Source organism: Salmonella sp. NW722, from assembly GCF_051702785.1.
GTDB classification, from domain to species: domain Bacteria; phylum Pseudomonadota; class Gammaproteobacteria; order Enterobacterales; family Enterobacteriaceae; genus Salmonella; species Salmonella enterica.
The window spans coordinates 166324-182161 of the sequence record NZ_JAMMIN010000010.1 but is presented as its reverse complement, the minus strand read 5'-3'; the positions used below and the strand labels follow the sequence as shown (position 1 = coordinate 182161).

Genomic DNA, 15838 nt, shown 5'->3' with positions numbered 1-15838 from the left:
ATTTTTCGTCCGAGGACGTTAAGAATCCGTATCTTCGAGTGCCCACACAGATTGTCTGATAAATTGTTAAAGAGCAGTGCCGCTTCGCTTTTTCTCAGCGGCGCGGGGTGTGCATATTACGCTTTCCCGCTTCAGAGTCAAGCGTTTATTTTCGCTTTTCTCCGTGAGGTTCTGGTCTGAACCCCGCTGACCCGGCGGCCTGTGTGCCGTTGTTCCGTGTCAGTGGTGGCGCATTATAGGGAGTTATTTCTGCCTGACAAGAGGAAATTTAAAATAATTTCTCAAGTGCCTGGTATTTACCCAAAACGCCATTAAACCGGCAGTTTTTCGAGCGTTTCAAAGCCATAACGCTGTAAAACGGGTAATAATTGTTCAGCTCCTGGCGTCATTGCCATGCAATAAGCAATATTGGCATCGGTTGATTTCGCATCCGGCGCTTCATGTTCCAACAGCCAGGCTGTACGACGCGCTATCGCCGCGCCGGAATCCACTAACCGCGTCCCTTCGGGCAGGACTTGCAAAAGCTCGTCCCGTAATAGAGGGAAATGCGTACACCCCAGAACGACCGTGTCAGGCGGCTCCGGCATTCGTAGCCATGGGCGTAATATGCGGCGCAGCTCTTCCAGCGAGACCGAGTCGCCATGTAATTTCGCTTCCGCCAGTTCCACCAGTTCTGCCGACCCCAACATGGCTATCTGACATTCATTAGCGAAGCGCGCAATCAGCTCGTGAGTATAAGGACGTTTGACCGTCGCTCTCGTCGCCAGTAGCCCGACGACGCCATTGGCGGTCAGCCGCGCCGCTGGTTTAATCGCAGGCACAACGCCCACCACCGGGAAGGCAAACTTTTCACGTAATGCGGGAAGTGAGACCGTACTGGCGGTATTGCAGGCAATCACCGCCAGTGAAAGGGGATAGCGCTGCTGTACCGCAGTCACAATCTCGACAACGCGCTCGACGATAAACGTTTCACTCTTTTCCCCGTAGGGGAAAGCCACGTTATCGAAAGCATATATATAGTGGAGATCCGGCAGGAGCCGCCGAATCTCATCATAGACCGACAATCCACCGACGCCGGAATCAAATACCAGCACGGTGGGACGTGGTTCAGAAGGTGTAGCTGCCAGACAAGGTGTATTCTCGTCCTGCAGTTTGGTAGCCATAAACTGTCTCGTAATCTTTGTCGAACAGGTTGGCTATTTTACCACGAACTGTCAGATGTGAGGTGACCGGATATGCAACCGTAAGATCCCATAAACTGACGCCGCCCATTTTTACTGTCCGGTATGGGTAAGCGGAGTAATCCGAATCATAGCGGGAACCAAGGTATTGATATGTCACCCCCCAGTCAAAATCGTAAACGTCCCAGTCAAGTTGATATTTTGCCATCTGTTTGGAACGCCGCGGTAATGGCGTATCGGTAATCGCATTACGCGCATCAACGTAATCATAACTGACCGTATGCGTTAACGGTCCGGTATCGAAATTCGCCGTCGCCTCAATACCTTTAATGCGCGCCTTACCTTCGTTGTAATATTTTTGCAGATGATCGTCATAATCGATCATGTCATTAATATCGTTACGATAACCTGAAATACGCCAGCTGACGCCAGCGGTTAGCCCTTCAAATGCGCCTTCCCACTGTTTACTCTTTTCAGGATTCAGGTTCGGATTACCGTAATAACCATACAGTTGGCCCAAATTAGGCGCTTTGTAGGAGGTTCCGTAGGAGGCAATAAAGCGATAACCTTCTATAAACTCCCATCCTGCGCTGGTTTGCCATGTACCATGACGGCCAAACTGGGAGTTGTCATCACTGCGCGCCGCCGCTTCCAGAGTGAAGTCACCCAACTGTTGTAATCCTGTCAGGTAAACCCCGGTATTACGCTGGTCATATCCCTCGGGCACATAGCCGGTACCTGGCGTGGTAGTCTGCTTCTGCCAGTCTACGCCCGCCCCAACATTACCGTGCCCCACGACCACACTGTTGGTCCATTGAACATTGTACTGTTTCATCTCATCCAGCGTGGCGGAGGTATCATACCGGCCATAGTGCGGATCATAGTTGTAATCTTTACTGTGGCTATAGCTTGAAACCAGCTGAGACTGAATACGTTCGCCATTAAAGCGCAGCCCGGCATCCCAGCTTTGGCTATAAAGTTTGCGTGTATCAATCAGCGGCGAGCCCGGCGAGTAATAGGCGTCGTAATCGGTACGGTTATCGTAGCCATAACCACGCACGAATCCGCTCCAGCGATCAGAAAAGGTATGCTCTAACGCGCCATAAAGCGTTTTACTCAAAAAGCCGTCCCGGTCAGGCTGCGCCTGCATCCCGGTACCGCCTTTCGCTACCACGTCAAACCCTTTGGTGTATTCGTAATCGCCGATCAACGTCGCCCGCGTGTTTTCGCCAAGTTGCTGTTGCGTCGAGATGTCGTAATTCTGGTAGCTATTGCTTCCCCATCCAGCGGTTAATTCTGTGCCTGGGTTATCGCGCGTCGTAATGATATTCACTACGCCGCCGATAGCATCGGAACCATAAATAGCGGAGCGCGGACCGCGAATATATTCAATGCGCTGTACCAGCGACACCGGGAACTGGCTGAGATCGGCGGACCCGCTCACGCCTGCTAAATTCAGACGCACGCCGTCAATCAATACCAGCACATGGCTGGAGTTGGTGCCGCGAATGAAAATGGAGGAGTTTTGTCCGGCGCCGCCGCTCTGCGCAATATCGACGCCAGGCAAACGGCGCAGAACATCATTTACGGAGGTCGATTGCCAGCGTTCAATATCCTGACGCGTCACGATGGTAACGGGCGCCAGAACCGCGCTGCGCGGCTGCTGAAAACGGTTGGCGGTGACAACCAGGGTATCCGGGCTAGTGTCCTGCGCCCAAGCGGAAAAGGCCGTGACGGAGAACGCCGTCAGCAGCATAGCTTTTTTAATCATTGTAAAGCATCCACAATATAAGAAGGATGCCGCAGGCTTCATCGATAGTACGCGATGATGAAAAACCAGATGCGACGTTAGCCGGCAGGTCTTCGGGCTTGGAGGGTTATCCGTTGGCTGGATAGCAGAAATGATGACTTCCCGCCGGAGGCAGTGTCTGCTTACGCTCTCATCTCACCTTTCCTTACCGCTGCGCGTCAGCTCCAGATTTTCACTGGATTCCCTATTAACTCACAGGACCGGCCCACGGATGCTACCGTCTGTCACAACACCCTGTCCAGACCGCGCATCACAAATCAGAAATCATCAATAGCTGGACATCCACTGAGCAATCCCTACAATCCCCGCGTACTTTTATTATTCAGGATGCGATATGACCCCCGAACATCTTCCGACAGAACAGTATGAGGCGCAGCTGGCCGAAAAAGTGGCGCGCTTGCAGAGTATGATGGCGCCGTTTTCTGGCCTGGTTCCGGAAGTATTTCGCTCGCCGGTCAGTCACTATCGTATGCGTGCGGAATTTCGCCTGTGGCATGACGGCGATGACCTGTACCACATTATGTTTGATCAGCAGACCAAAAGCCGCATTCGCGTTGACACCTTCCCGGCGGCCAGCCAACTGATTAATACCTTAATGAAGGCGATGATTGCCGGCGTGCGCGATAATCATGCACTGCGGCATAAGCTGTTCCAGATCGATTATCTCACGACCTTGAGCAACCAGGCGGTAGTGTCGTTGCTGTACCATAAGAAGCTGGACGAAGAGTGGCGTGAAGCCGCCACTGCGTTACGCGATGCTTTACGCGCGCAAGGACTGAACGTACACCTGATTGGCCGGGCCACTAAAACTAAAATCGAATTGGATCAGGATTATATTGATGAGCGTCTGCCTGTGGCAGGTAAAGAGATGATCTACCGCCAGGTCGAAAACAGCTTTACGCAGCCAAACGCCGCCATGAATATTCAGATGTTAGAGTGGGCGCTGGAGGTGACGAAAGACTCAAAAGGCGATCTGCTTGAGTTGTATTGCGGCAACGGCAATTTTTCTTTAGCGCTGGCGCGCAATTTTAACCGCGTGCTGGCAACCGAAATCGCCAAACCGTCCGTCGCTGCCGCACAGTACAATATTGCCGCTAATCATATTGATAATGTGCAAATTATTCGCATGGCGGCGGAAGAGTTTACCCAGGCGATGAATGGCGTTCGTGAGTTTAACCGCCTGCAGGGGATCGACCTGAAGCGCTATCAGTGCGAAACCATTTTTGTCGATCCGCCGCGCAGCGGTCTGGACAGCGAAACGGAAAAAATGGTGCAGGCTTATCCACGTATTCTGTACATTTCCTGCAATCCGGAAACGTTGTGCAAAAACCTGGAAACGTTAAGCCAGACGCACACGGTGTCTCGCCTGGCGCTATTCGATCAGTTCCCGTATACGCATCATATGGAATGCGGAGTATTACTCACCGCAAGGTAAAATGTACGTCGGATGGCCGGTTATACCGCCATCCGGCATTCACACACTATTCCGCGGTATCCTGCTTGCGGTTACGTAGTTTAAAGCCAATCCAGAATACCAGAATCACCGACAGCACCGCCGGGAAGAAATTAGAGCCAATATCCGGATATTCTGCACGCACGACGGTGCTATACAGTAAAACGCCAAGAATGAAACAGGCGGCGGCCAACCCCGGCAAACCTACCGGCATAGTACGATTTTGGTAGCGCTGATGCAGACAATATACCGTCAGCACCAGCGAGATAACCGGGAATACGGAGAACGGCACAATAGCGCTAAACAGCGCCGCGAATGTGCCGTTAATCGATAAGCCAGCGATGAGCGCCAGCAACAGCGTACCTTTATCTTGACCTGACTGTTTCATTACTCGTCCTTCACGTTATTCGGAATGATGTGCTATTTTCTCTTGCTCACGGCGATACCAGTAATACGCCCCTTTCGCAATCATGCGCAGTTGCAATACCAGCCGCTCTTCTAATTGCCGACGCTGTTCAGCGCCGATGTCCAACGCCTCTGCGCCCGCGCTAAAGACAATAGTCACCATCGCTTCGGCCTGGGCTTCAGTAAACGCGCGCGGCATATGGTTTTCGAGTTCCAGATAGTCGGCAAGTTCCGCAATAAAATGCTGAATCTCCCGCGCGACGGCGGCACGAAACGCCGCGGAAGTGCCGGAACGCTCGCGCAACAACAGACGGAAGGCGTTGGGGTTGTTGCCGATAAACTCCATAAATGTGGAGACCGACGTGCGAATGACGCTGCCGCCTTTCGCGATGCGCTGTCGCGCCTGACGCATCAACTGACGCAGCATCAGACCGCTTTCATCCACCATCGTCAGACCGAGTTCATCGACATCGCGAAAATGACGGTAAAACGACGTTGGCGCGATGCCCGCTTCACGCGCCACCTCACGCAAACTCAGGCTGGCGAAACTCCGCTCAGCGCTCAGTTGGCTGAATGCGGCTTCCACCAGCGAACGCCGGGTTTTTTCTTTTTGTTGCGCTCTAACACCCATCACAATGTCTGAATCCTTCCATATGCCTTATTCGGCACTATACCAGAGAATAAAAGTAACGGGTTCACACTGGATTGTGAATGATTGTTTACAGACAGTTTGTGCTCCGGCTTCGCAAAAAAGCACAACGATAATTGGGTTAAAGCTGGGCAAATGTTATCATCGTGTTTATTTTATGTATAAAAACAGGTGAGTAATACCATGCCACATTCCTGGGATTATGATGCAGTCGTCATAGGGTCAGGCCCCGGCGGTGAAGGCGCTGCAATGGGTCTGGTTAAGCAAGGAGCACGCGTCGCGGTGATTGAGCGTTATCATAACGTTGGCGGCGGATGTACCCACTGGGGCACCATCCCATCCAAAGCCCTTCGCCACGCCGTCAGCCGCATTATTGAATTTAATCAAAACCCGCTCTATAGCGACCACTCCCGTCTTCTTCGTTCTTCTTTCGCCGATATCCTTAATCATGCCGATAACGTGATTAATCAACAAACGCGTATGCGTCAGGGGTTTTATGAGCGTAACCACTGTGAAATCTTGCAGGGCAACGCCCATTTTATTGACGAACATACCCTGGCGCTGGAATGCCATGACGGCACGGTTGAAACCCTGACGGCAGAAAAATTTGTTATTGCCTGTGGTTCGCGTCCTTACCATCCCAGTGATGTGGATTTCTCGCATCCGCGCATTTATGACAGCGACTCAATCCTGAGTCTCCACCATGAACCGCGCCACGTTATTATTTACGGCGCCGGCGTTATCGGCTGCGAATATGCGTCCATCTTCCGCGGTATGGATGTGAAAGTGGATCTGATCAACACCCGCGATCGCCTGCTGGCCTTTCTCGATCAGGAGATGTCCGACTCTCTCTCTTACCATTTCTGGAATAGCGGCGTGGTTATTCGCCACAATGAAGAGTATGAGAAAATCGAAGGCTGCGATGATGGCGTCATCATGCACCTGAAATCCGGCAAAAAACTGAAGGCTGACTGCCTGCTTTATGCTAATGGCCGTACCGGTAACACCGATTCGCTGGCGCTGGAGAATATTGGTCTGGAAACAGACAGCCGTGGACAGCTCAAAGTCAACAGTATGTACCAGACCGCCCTGCCGCACGTCTATGCGGTGGGCGACGTGATTGGCTATCCCAGTCTGGCCTCCGCCGCCTACGATCAGGGGCGTATTGCAGCGCAGGCGCTGGTGAAAGGCGAAGCGACCGCGCATCTTATCGAAGATATCCCCACCGGGATTTATACCATTCCGGAAATCAGTTCTGTCGGCAAAACCGAGCAGCAGTTAACGGCAATGAAAGTGCCTTACGAAGTGGGCCGCGCGCAGTTTAAGCATCTGGCGCGAGCGCAAATCGTCGGCATGAACGTCGGCACGCTAAAAATTCTCTTCCACCGCGAAACCAAAGAAATTCTGGGGATTCACTGCTTTGGCGAACGCGCCGCCGAAATTATTCATATCGGCCAGGCGATCATGGAGCAGAAAGGTGGCGGTAACACTATCGAATACTTCGTTAACACCACCTTTAACTACCCAACCATGGCGGAAGCTTATCGGGTTGCGGCGTTGAACGGCTTAAACCGCCTGTTTTAACGCCTTGTCGAAATGGCCATCCATTGCGCCACGGATGGCCTCTGCCAGTTGCTCATAACGGCTACGCAGCGGCGATCCCGGGCGATAAACCAGCCCCACGGTACGACGCGGCTCCGGCTTAATGCATGGCAGATAAACCACGCCGTCGCGCTTACGCTCCTGCGGTACGGCCAGCGCGGGGAGTAGTGTAATACCACTGCCCGCCGCCACCATGTTGCGCAGCGTTTCCAGACTGGTCGCCCGGAAATGGGTATCTTCATCCGCTCCCGCTTCAAAACAGAACCCCATCGCCTGATCGCGCAAACAGTGGCCATCTTCCAGCATCAGCAATTTCTCGCCCGCCAGATCGGACATCGGCACGCGATCGCGATTCGCCCACGGATGATCCTCATAAATAGCCAGCATCATGGGCTCATCAAACAGCGGCACTTCGATAAACGCCTCGCTCTCTTTCACCAGCGCCAGAATAGCGCAGTCAAGCTTGCCGCTATCGAGTTGCGCTAACAGCTGGTGCGTTTGCGCCTCATGCAGATACATTTCCAGCTTCGGGAAAGTCTGGTGCAACATTGGAATGATAAGCGGCAGCAAATAGGGACCAATCGTTGGGATTAAACCAATATGCAGCGGGCCGGACATCGTCTCGCCTTGTTGGCTTGCCATCTCCTTGAGCACCTTGACCTCACGCAGTACGGTACGCGCCTGATCCACCAGCAGTAAGCCCGCCTGGGTAAACAGCACCTTACGGCTCGTACGCTCCAGCAGCATAACGCCCAGCTCATCTTCCAGCTTACGTATTTGCCCACTAAGCGTTGGCTGGCTGACGTGACAGGAGTCCGCCGCTCGCCGGAAATGGCGATGTTCGGCTAACGCCACCAGATATTCAAGATCACGAATATTCATTATTCATCCTCCGTCGCCACGATAGTTCATGGCGATAGGTAGCATAGCAACGAACGATTATCCCTATCAACCTTTCTGATTAATAATACATCACAGAACGGAGCGGTTTCTCGTTTAACCCTTGAAGACACCGCCCGTTTAGAGGGTATCTCTCGAACCCGAAATAACTAAAGCCAACGTGAACTTTTGCGGACCTCTGGTCCGCTTTTTTTTTGCGTAAAAAAGCCCAGCGTCGCTGATGCTCGGCCGGGCAGTATTACCTGATGGCGCTACGCTTATAAGGCCTACAACGCGAGGCGCGCCTTCGCATCGTCGATGGCCTGCGCCACCTGCTGTGGAGAAACGCCGCCTTTTGCCGCCCGTTTATCCAGACACGACTGCAAAGACAATATCGGATACACATCGTCGCCAATCACGCGGCTGAATTTCTGTAAATCGGCCAGCGGCAACGCTTCCAGCGGCTTACCCTGGCGAATAGCTTCTACCACCGCTTCGCCGACAATATGGTGCGCTTCGCGGAACGGCACGCCTTTCGCGACCAGGTAATCCGCCAGCTCCGTGGCGTTGGCATACCCCTGTTGCGCCGCGTCCTGACAACGTGGGCGTTTCACCTGAATACCGTCCAGCACCAACGCCGCCATATGCAGGCAGTCAAGCCAGGTATCGAGCGCATCGAACAGCCCTTCTTTGTCTTCCTGCATATCTTTGTTATACGCCAGCGGCAGACCTTTTAAGGTCATCATCATGCCGGTTAGCGCCCCTTGTACGCGACCGCACTTACCGCGAATCAGCTCCAGCGCGTCCGGGTTTTTCTTCTGCGGCATTAACGATGAACCGGAAGTCACGCGGTCAGAAAGCTCTACAAAACCCGCTTCACCAGAATTAAAGAAAATCAGATCTTCCGCGAAGCGTGACAGATGCACCATGCCGATAGCCGCATCAGAAAGCAGTTCCAGTACGTGGTCACGATCGGACACGCTGTCCAGGCTGTTGCGGGTCGCAGACGCAAAGCCCAGCCAGCCTGCCAATTGTTCACGGTCAATTTCATAGGCCGTTCCCGCCAACGCGCCGCAACCTAGCGGACTCACGTCCAGACGTTTAAACGTGTCCTGCAGGCGGCTTTCATCGCGCGCCAGCATTTCAACATACGCGAGACACCAGTGGGCGAAAGTCACCGGCTGCGCGCGTTGCAGATGGGTATATCCCGGCATTACCGCGTCCTGGTTCGCCTGCGCGGTTTCCACCAGCGCGCTCTGTAGCTGGCGGTTAGCGGTAAGCAGTTCCCTCACCGTCTCTTTGCACCACAGTTTCAGGTCCGTCGCCACCTGATCGTTACGGCTGCGCCCGGTGTGCAGCTTTTTACCCAACTGACCCACTTTGTCGATGAGCTTACCTTCCACCCAGCTATGGATATCTTCCGCATCGCTTTGCAGGATTTGCTGCGGATTCGCGCGAACCTCTTCCAGCAGCACGTTCAGCGCTTCTTCCAACTGTCGTTGCTCATCGGCAGTCAGTACGCCTACCGTGACCAATGCTTTGGACCAGGCCACAGAACCGACAATATCCTGCTCCGCCAGACGGTAATCGAAGCGCAACGAATCATTGAATTGTTTAAACCGCTGGTCTGCCGCCTGTGTAAAACGCCCACCCCAAAGTGCCATAATAGACTTCCTTAAATTCTTCGAATTTCACTGCCGGATAGCGCTACGCTTATCCGGCTTACAATTTCTGTTCACGTAGGCCCGATAAGGCGCAGCCGCCATCGGGCGAACAAATAGTTAAGCCAGAATACGCGTGCCAATCGGCGTGCCGTTAAACAGTGCAGGCAATTGTTCCGCATGACGCCAGGAAGCGATATCCACCGGGCGACCCAGCGCCCGCGCAGCATCGAGAGCCGCATTCACTTTCACAATCATCCCGTCGGTAATAATGCCCTGGTCGATAAGCTGCTCGGCTTTGGACGCCGTCATTTCGGCGATACGCTGGCCTTTGCCGTCCAGAATACCGCTCACGTCGGAAAGCAGGATCAGATCGGCCCCCAGCGTCGCCGCCAGCGCGGTTGCCGCCTGATCGGCGTTGACGTTCATCAGTTGGCCGTCGTCTGTTACGCCAATGGAACTGACCACCGGCAGAAAGCCGTTTTCCAGCAGCATGTTAATCAGCTTCGGCGACCCCGGCTGCGCCAGCCCGACGTGGCCTAACGCTTCATCGAGTTGGGTCACGTTTACGCTGTCGCCATCGCCCAGAAACAGACCAACAGAGGCGATATGGTGTTTCTTCGCCCAGGCCAGCAGAGTCTTGTTAGCGGTTCCCGCCAGCGCGCCGGTAATGATGCCAATCTGATCGGCAGGCGTCACGCGCAGGCCGTCTTTCTTTTTCACTGGCAAATTCAGCCCTTTCATCAGCTCATCCACCACGCAACCGCCGCCGTGAACAATCACCAGCGGACGCTGATGGGACTCACGATAGTTGACCAGCGCGGTAAAAAGACGTTCCAGAGCCTCTTCGCTATCCAGTAATACGCCACCCAGCTTGATAATTAATGGATTCATCATTTCACCCTTAAATAAGAGACTGCGTTTCAGCGAAGCCAAAACGAATATTAGCGCACTGCACCGCCTGCGCCGCTGCGCCTTTCAACAAGTTGTCTTCGGTTGCCACCACAATCAGATGTTCGCCCTGGACGGCAAAACCAATATCGCAGAACGGCAGCCCGACGACGTTCTTTAACGCCGGAACGCCTTTGTCATACAGGCGCACCAGCGGTTTGTCGCCATAGGCTTTTTGCAACACGTCGGCGACCTGCGCATGGGTTACTCCCGCTTTCAGGCGGCAGGTAATGGTTTCCAGAATCCCGCGCGGAAAATTCCCCAGATGCGGGGTGAAGATGACCTCCGCGCCCAGATGGGCGGCGATTTCCGGCTGATGACGATGCGTAAACACGCCATACGGTTGCAAACTCACTTCACAGAAACTGTTCGATATTGCTGCCTTGCGCCCCGCGCCGCTCACCCCGCTGGTGGCATTAATTACCGGCCACTGCGTCAGATCCAGAAGCCCGCCGTCAATCAGCGGTTTTAGCGACAACTGCGCTGCGGTTGGATAGCAACCAGGAACCGCAATCAGATTCGCCGTGTTCAGTTTATCGGCATTCCACTCCGCCAGACCGTACACCGCCTGCTCCAGCAGCTCAGGATACTGATGAGTAAATCCGTAGTACTTTTCATAGAAGGCGCGATCGTTTACCCGAAACGCGCCGGAAAGATCGAATACGACGCATCCGGCCTGTAAAAATTGCGGTGCCAGATCGTGGCTCACTTCATGCGCTGTCGCCAGGAACACCACATCAACATCTGCACTAAAATCACGTACATCCGACATCGGTTGCAATGGCAGGTCGACAATCCCTTTTAACTGCGGATGTAAATCAGAAATTAACTTTCCTGCATCATTGCTTTGCGCTGAGACGGTCAAAGCGGTTATGGTCATATGTGGGTGGCGATTTACGTAGCTTACAAGCTCTGCGCCCGCATAACCGCTAGCGCCTACAATCAGCGTATTCAACATCGGGTTCCTTTATGCTCAACGTTAATGTATTTTTATTCATAATTAATGCATGAATATTGATACTATCATGACCTGAGGTGTGTCAACAATGAAAAACGTTTTACCGCCATTTATCGAGATTTACCGCGCTCTGATTGCCACACCGTCGATAAGCGCAACCGAAGAATCCCTGGATCAAAGTAATGCGTCTTTAATCACTTTGCTTGCAGGCTGGTTCAGCGATCTTGGTTTCAACGTAGAGGTTCAACCGGTTCCAGGAACGCGAAACAAATTTAATATGCTCGCCAGCACCGGACATGGCGCGGGCGGTTTGCTGCTGACCGGCCATACCGACACGGTTCCCTTTGATGACGGACGCTGGACGCGCGACCCGTTCACGCTGACCGAGCACGACAATAAGCTCTATGGTCTGGGCACTGCGGATATGAAAGGCTTCTTCGCTTTTATTCTGGACGCGCTACGTGACGTTGACGTCACAAAGTTGAAAAAGCCGCTCTACATTCTGGCGACCGCCGATGAAGAGACCAGCATGGCGGGGGCGCGTTATTTTTCCGAAACCACGGCATTACGTCCGGACTGCGCGATCATTGGCGAACCGACGTCGTTGCAACCGATACGCGCGCACAAAGGGCATATCTCTAATGTCGTTCGCGTCCTGGGGCAGTCCGGTCATTCCAGCGACCCGGCGCGTGGGGTTAACGCCATTGAACTGATGCACGATGCGATTGGCCATATCATGCAACTGCGTGACTCGCTGAAAGCGCGGTATCACTACGAGGCGTTTACCGTTCCGTATCCAACGCTGAATCTGGGCCATATTCACGGCGGCGATGCCTCAAACCGTATCTGCGCCTGCTGCGAATTGCATATGGATATTCGTCCACTGCCGGGCATGACGTTAAACGACCTTAATGGACTGCTTAACGACGCGCTGGCCCCGGTAAGCGAACGCTGGCCGGGCCGCCTGACGGTGGCGGAATTACATCCGCCGATTCCAGGTTATGAGTGTCCACCGGACCACCAACTGGTTGAAGTAGTAGAAAAACTGTTGGGAACGAAAACCGACGTGGTGAACTACTGTACTGAAGCGCCGTTTATGCAGACATTATGCCCAACGCTGGTGCTTGGTCCGGGCTCAATTAATCAGGCGCATCAGCCGGATGAATATCTCGAAACGCGTTTTATTAAGCCAACCCGGGAATTGATTACCCAGGTAGTACACCATTTTTGCTGGCATTAATGCATATTGCCCGGTGACGTGATGTTTACCGGGCCTCCCCCGTCTTGTAGGCCGGATAAGCGCAGCGCCATCCGGCATCTCTACACCACATGTTCATAAGCATTTCTTATTTGGCACGATGCGAATTAACTTTAATAAATTACCGCCATTTTTTCGCTTGCTGAACCGATTTCGCAGTAATTGACGCCACGGGTTTTACGTGGCTTTATAAAGGTGAGAAGTGATGTGAAAAAGCTTGGTCCGAAAGATTTCGCGTTGCGGCAAGACGGCAAACGAGCACATCCCAGGGAGCTTACATAAGTAAGTGACCTGGGTGGGAGAGCGCAGCCAACGCCGCCGCAGCGTGAAAGATGCAGGACAATTACAACAGAGATGGGGTGTCTGGGATCATATGAACGAACAATATTCCGCGTTGCGTAGTAATGTCAGTATGCTCGGCAAGGTGCTGGGAGAAACCATCAAGGATGCGCTGGGAGAACACATTCTTGATCGCGTAGAAACAATCCGTAAGCTATCCAAATCTTCACGCGCCGGCAATGAAGCTAATCGCCAGGAGCTGCTCACCACGCTACAAAATTTGTCTAATGACGAGCTGCTGCCAGTTGCGCGCGCGTTTAGTCAGTTCCTGAACCTGGCCAATACTGCCGAGCAATACCACAGCATTTCGCCAAAAGGCGAAGCCGCCAGCAACCCGGAAGTGATTGCCCGCACTCTGCGCAAACTGAAAAACCAACCGGACCTCAACGACGCAACCATCAAAAAAGCGGTAGAGTCGCTGTCTCTGGAGTTGGTGCTAACCGCCCATCCGACAGAAATTACCCGCCGTACGCTTATTCACAAAATGGGTGAAATCAACAACTGTCTGAAACAGCTTGATAATACCGATATCGCCGACTACGAACGCCACCAGGTAATGCGTCGCCTACGCCAGTTGATTGCCCAATCCTGGCATACGGATGAGATCCGCAAGCAGCGTCCAAGCCCGGTGGATGAAGCCAAATGGGGCTTCGCCGTGGTTGAGAACAGCCTGTGGCAGGGCGTACCTAACTATCTGCGTGAACTGAACGAACAGCTGGAAGAAAATCTCGGCTACAAATTGCCGGTGGATTTTGTGCCGGTACGTTTTACCTCCTGGATGGGCGGCGACCGTGACGGCAACCCGAACGTGACGGCGGATATTACCCGCCACGTGCTCTTGTTAAGCCGCTGGAAAGCCACCGATCTGTTCCTGAAAGACATTCATGTTCTGGTATCAGAACTGTCGATGGTCGACGCCACGCCGGAGCTGCTGGCGTTAGTGGGCGAAGAAGGCGCGTCTGAGCCGTATCGCTACCTGATGAAAAAATTGCGCGCCCGTCTGATGGCGACCCAGTCCTGGCTGGAAGCGCGTCTGAAAGGCGAGAAGCTGCCCAAACCGGCTGGCCTGCTGACGCAAAACGAGCAGCTCTGGGAACCTCTGTACGCCTGCTACCAGTCGTTACAGGCCTGCGGCATGGGCATTATCGCCAACGGCGAGTTACTCGACACGCTCCGCCGCGTGAAGTGTTTCGGCGTACCGCTGGTGCGTATTGATATCCGTCAGGAGAGCACCCGCCATACCGAAGCGCTGGGCGAAATTACCCGCTACCTCGGTATTGGCGACTACGAAAGCTGGTCGGAAGCCGACAAGCAGGCCTTCCTGATCCGCGAACTGAACTCCAAACGTCCGCTACTGCCGCGTAATTGGGAGCCGAGCAACGATACCCTCGAAGTGCTTGAAACCTGCAAGGTTATTGCCGAAGCGCCAAAGGGGTCGATCGCCGCCTACGTGATTTCAATGGCGAAAACGCCGTCTGATGTGCTGGCTGTGCATCTGCTGCTGAAAGAGGCTGGTATCGGCTTTGCCATGCCGGTCGCGCCGCTGTTTGAAACCCTCGACGACCTGAACAATGCCGACGACGTGATGACCCAGTTGTTGAATATCGACTGGTATCGCGGGCTGATTCAGGGTAAGCAGATGGTCATGATCGGCTACTCCGACTCGGCAAAAGACGCCGGCGTTATGGCCGCGTCATGGGCGCAGTATCAGGCGCAGGACGCCCTGATCAAAACCTGTGAAAAAGCCGGCATCGAGCTCACCCTCTTCCACGGCCGCGGCGGCTCTATTGGCCGTGGCGGCGCGCCAGCCCACGCAGCGCTGCTTTCGCAACCGCCAGGCAGTCTGAAAGGCGGTCTGCGCGTGACCGAGCAGGGCGAGATGATCCGCTTCAAATACGGCCTGCCGGAAGTCACCGTCAGCAGCCTCTCGCTCTACACCAGCGCAATTCTGGAAGCAAATCTGCTGCCGCCGCCGGAACCGAAAGACAGCTGGCGTCATATTATGGATGAGCTTTCCGTCATCTCCTGTGAAACCTACCGCGGCTACGTGCGCGAAAATAAAGACTTTGTACCGTACTTCCGCTCCGCGACGCCGGAGCAAGAGCTGGGCAAATTGCCGCTCGGCTCACGTCCGGCGAAACGTCGTCCAACTGGCGGCGTCGAATCGCTGCGCGCGATTCCGTGGATCTTCGCCTGGACGCAAAACCGCCTGATGCTGCCAGCCTGGCTGGGCGCGGGTACTGCGCTGCAAAAAGTGGTGGAAGACGGTAAACAAAGCGAACTGGAAGCCATGTGCCGCGACTGGCCGTTCTTCTCCACGCGTCTTGGGATGCTGGAAATGGTGTTCTCAAAAGCCGACCTGTGGCTGGCCGACTATTACGATCAGCGTCTGGTGGCGAAAACGCTATGGCCGCTGGGCAAAGAGCTACGAGACCTGCTGGAAGAAGACATTAAAGTGGTGCTGGCGATTGCCAACGATTCGCACCTGATGGCCGACTTACCGTGGATTGCGGAGTCCATTCAGTTAAGAAACGTTTATACCGATCCATTAAACGTGTTGCAGGCCGAGTTGCTGTATCGTTCCCGTCTGACTGAAGAGCAGGGCAAATCGCCCGATCCTCGCGTCGAACAGGCGTTGATGGTCACGATTGCGGGCGTCGCCGCCGGTATGCGCAACACCGGCTAACGCCAA

The 15838-nt window shown here is 53.9% G+C and carries 12 protein-coding genes and 1 riboswitch; of the genes, 4 read left to right on the top strand and 8 right to left on the bottom strand.

Annotated elements, in window-relative coordinates:
- Nucleotides 1-311 precede the first annotated feature (311 nt).
- Both murI and btuB read right to left on the bottom strand, forming a co-directional pair.
- Nucleotides 312-1163, bottom strand: a complete 852-nt coding sequence (gene murI, locus NA330_RS21320; protein ID WP_000201805.1) for a glutamate racemase — start codon at nucleotides 1161-1163, stop codon at nucleotides 312-314.
- Nucleotides 1108-2952, bottom strand: a complete 1845-nt coding sequence (gene btuB, locus NA330_RS21315; protein WP_023218276.1) for a TonB-dependent vitamin B12 receptor BtuB — start codon at nucleotides 2950-2952, stop codon at nucleotides 1108-1110. The genes murI and btuB overlap by 56 nt, the downstream gene beginning before the upstream one ends.
- Before the next feature lie 66 nt (nucleotides 2953-3018).
- Nucleotides 3019-3211, bottom strand: a riboswitch (cobalamin riboswitch).
- 114 nt (nucleotides 3212-3325) lie between these two features.
- On the opposite strand from btuB, the gene trmA reads away from it, so the two are divergent.
- Entirely contained in the window at nucleotides 3326-4426 is a 1101-nt protein-coding gene (gene trmA, locus NA330_RS21310) for a tRNA (uridine(54)-C5)-methyltransferase TrmA (protein ID WP_000186981.1), read from the top strand.
- Between the two features lie 46 nt (nucleotides 4427-4472).
- Here the strand turns inward: trmA and NA330_RS21305 are convergent, their stop codons facing one another.
- Together NA330_RS21305 and fabR are read right to left on the bottom strand one after the other, a co-directional pair.
- Nucleotides 4473-4832, bottom strand: a complete 360-nt coding sequence (locus NA330_RS21305) for a YijD family membrane protein (RefSeq protein WP_000813838.1) — start codon at nucleotides 4830-4832, stop codon at nucleotides 4473-4475.
- A 15-nt stretch (nucleotides 4833-4847) separates the two neighbouring features.
- A complete protein-coding gene (gene fabR / locus NA330_RS21300; protein WP_000971958.1) occupies nucleotides 4848-5483 on the bottom strand; it encodes an HTH-type transcriptional repressor FabR in 636 nt (211 codons plus the stop codon).
- A gap of 198 nt (nucleotides 5484-5681) precedes the next feature.
- On the opposite strand from fabR, the gene sthA reads away from it, so the two are divergent.
- A complete protein-coding gene (sthA, locus tag NA330_RS21295) occupies nucleotides 5682-7082 on the top strand; it encodes a Si-specific NAD(P)(+) transhydrogenase (protein ID WP_001120791.1) in 1401 nt (466 codons plus the stop codon).
- Here the strand turns inward: sthA and oxyR are convergent.
- The 4 genes from oxyR to argC form a co-directional block, all read right to left on the bottom strand.
- Entirely contained in the window at nucleotides 7065-7982 is a 918-nt protein-coding gene (gene oxyR / locus NA330_RS21290) for a DNA-binding transcriptional regulator OxyR (protein ID WP_001025919.1), read from the bottom strand. The two genes, sthA and oxyR, sit on opposite strands and share 18 nt — an antisense overlap.
- A gap of 284 nt (nucleotides 7983-8266) precedes the next feature.
- Nucleotides 8267-9643: an argininosuccinate lyase gene (argH, locus tag NA330_RS21285; protein WP_023242424.1), complete on the bottom strand. Its 1377-nt coding sequence runs from the start codon at nucleotides 9641-9643 to the stop codon at nucleotides 8267-8269.
- Between the two features lie 117 nt (nucleotides 9644-9760).
- The gene (gene argB / locus NA330_RS21280) at nucleotides 9761-10537 is read right to left on the bottom strand and encodes an acetylglutamate kinase (RefSeq protein ID WP_001575262.1); all 777 of its coding nucleotides are present in this window, start codon (nucleotides 10535-10537) and stop codon (nucleotides 9761-9763) included.
- 7 nt (nucleotides 10538-10544) lie between these two features.
- Nucleotides 10545-11549: an N-acetyl-gamma-glutamyl-phosphate reductase gene (gene argC, locus NA330_RS21275; RefSeq protein ID WP_000935332.1), complete on the bottom strand. Its 1005-nt coding sequence runs from the start codon at nucleotides 11547-11549 to the stop codon at nucleotides 10545-10547.
- An 88-nt stretch (nucleotides 11550-11637) separates the two neighbouring features.
- On the opposite strand from argC, the gene argE reads away from it, so the two are divergent.
- Both argE and ppc read left to right on the top strand, forming a co-directional pair.
- Nucleotides 11638-12789 (top strand): acetylornithine deacetylase, encoded by a 1152-nt coding sequence (argE, locus tag NA330_RS21270; protein WP_000800208.1) that lies wholly within the window; start codon nucleotides 11638-11640, stop codon nucleotides 12787-12789.
- A 391-nt stretch (nucleotides 12790-13180) separates the two neighbouring features.
- Nucleotides 13181-15832 (top strand): phosphoenolpyruvate carboxylase, encoded by a 2652-nt coding sequence (ppc, locus tag NA330_RS21265; protein WP_023242423.1) that lies wholly within the window; start codon nucleotides 13181-13183, stop codon nucleotides 15830-15832.
- Nucleotides 15833-15838 lie beyond the last annotated feature (6 nt).

Coding starts and splice junctions, on each gene's coding strand:
- btuB (WP_023218276.1), bottom strand. CDS start 2,952: ATGATTAAAAAAGCTATGCTGCTGACGGCGTTCTCCGTCACGGCCTTT.
- ppc (WP_023242423.1), top strand. CDS start 13,181: ATGAACGAACAATATTCCGCGTTGCGTAGTAATGTCAGTATGCTCGGC.
- murI (WP_000201805.1), bottom strand. CDS start 1,163: ATGGCTACCAAACTGCAGGACGAGAATACACCTTGTCTGGCAGCTACA.
- argC (WP_000935332.1), bottom strand. CDS start 11,549: ATGTTGAATACGCTGATTGTAGGCGCTAGCGGTTATGCGGGCGCAGAG.
- oxyR (WP_001025919.1), bottom strand. CDS start 7,982: ATGAATATTCGTGATCTTGAATATCTGGTGGCGTTAGCCGAACATCGC.
- NA330_RS21305 (WP_000813838.1), bottom strand. CDS start 4,832: ATGAAACAGTCAGGTCAAGATAAAGGTACGCTGTTGCTGGCGCTCATC.
- sthA (WP_001120791.1), top strand. CDS start 5,682: ATGCCACATTCCTGGGATTATGATGCAGTCGTCATAGGGTCAGGCCCC.
- argH (WP_023242424.1), bottom strand. CDS start 9,643: ATGGCACTTTGGGGTGGGCGTTTTACACAGGCGGCAGACCAGCGGTTT.
- argE (WP_000800208.1), top strand. CDS start 11,638: ATGAAAAACGTTTTACCGCCATTTATCGAGATTTACCGCGCTCTGATT.
- trmA (WP_000186981.1), top strand. CDS start 3,326: ATGACCCCCGAACATCTTCCGACAGAACAGTATGAGGCGCAGCTGGCC.
- argB (WP_001575262.1), bottom strand. CDS start 10,537: ATGATGAATCCATTAATTATCAAGCTGGGTGGCGTATTACTGGATAGC.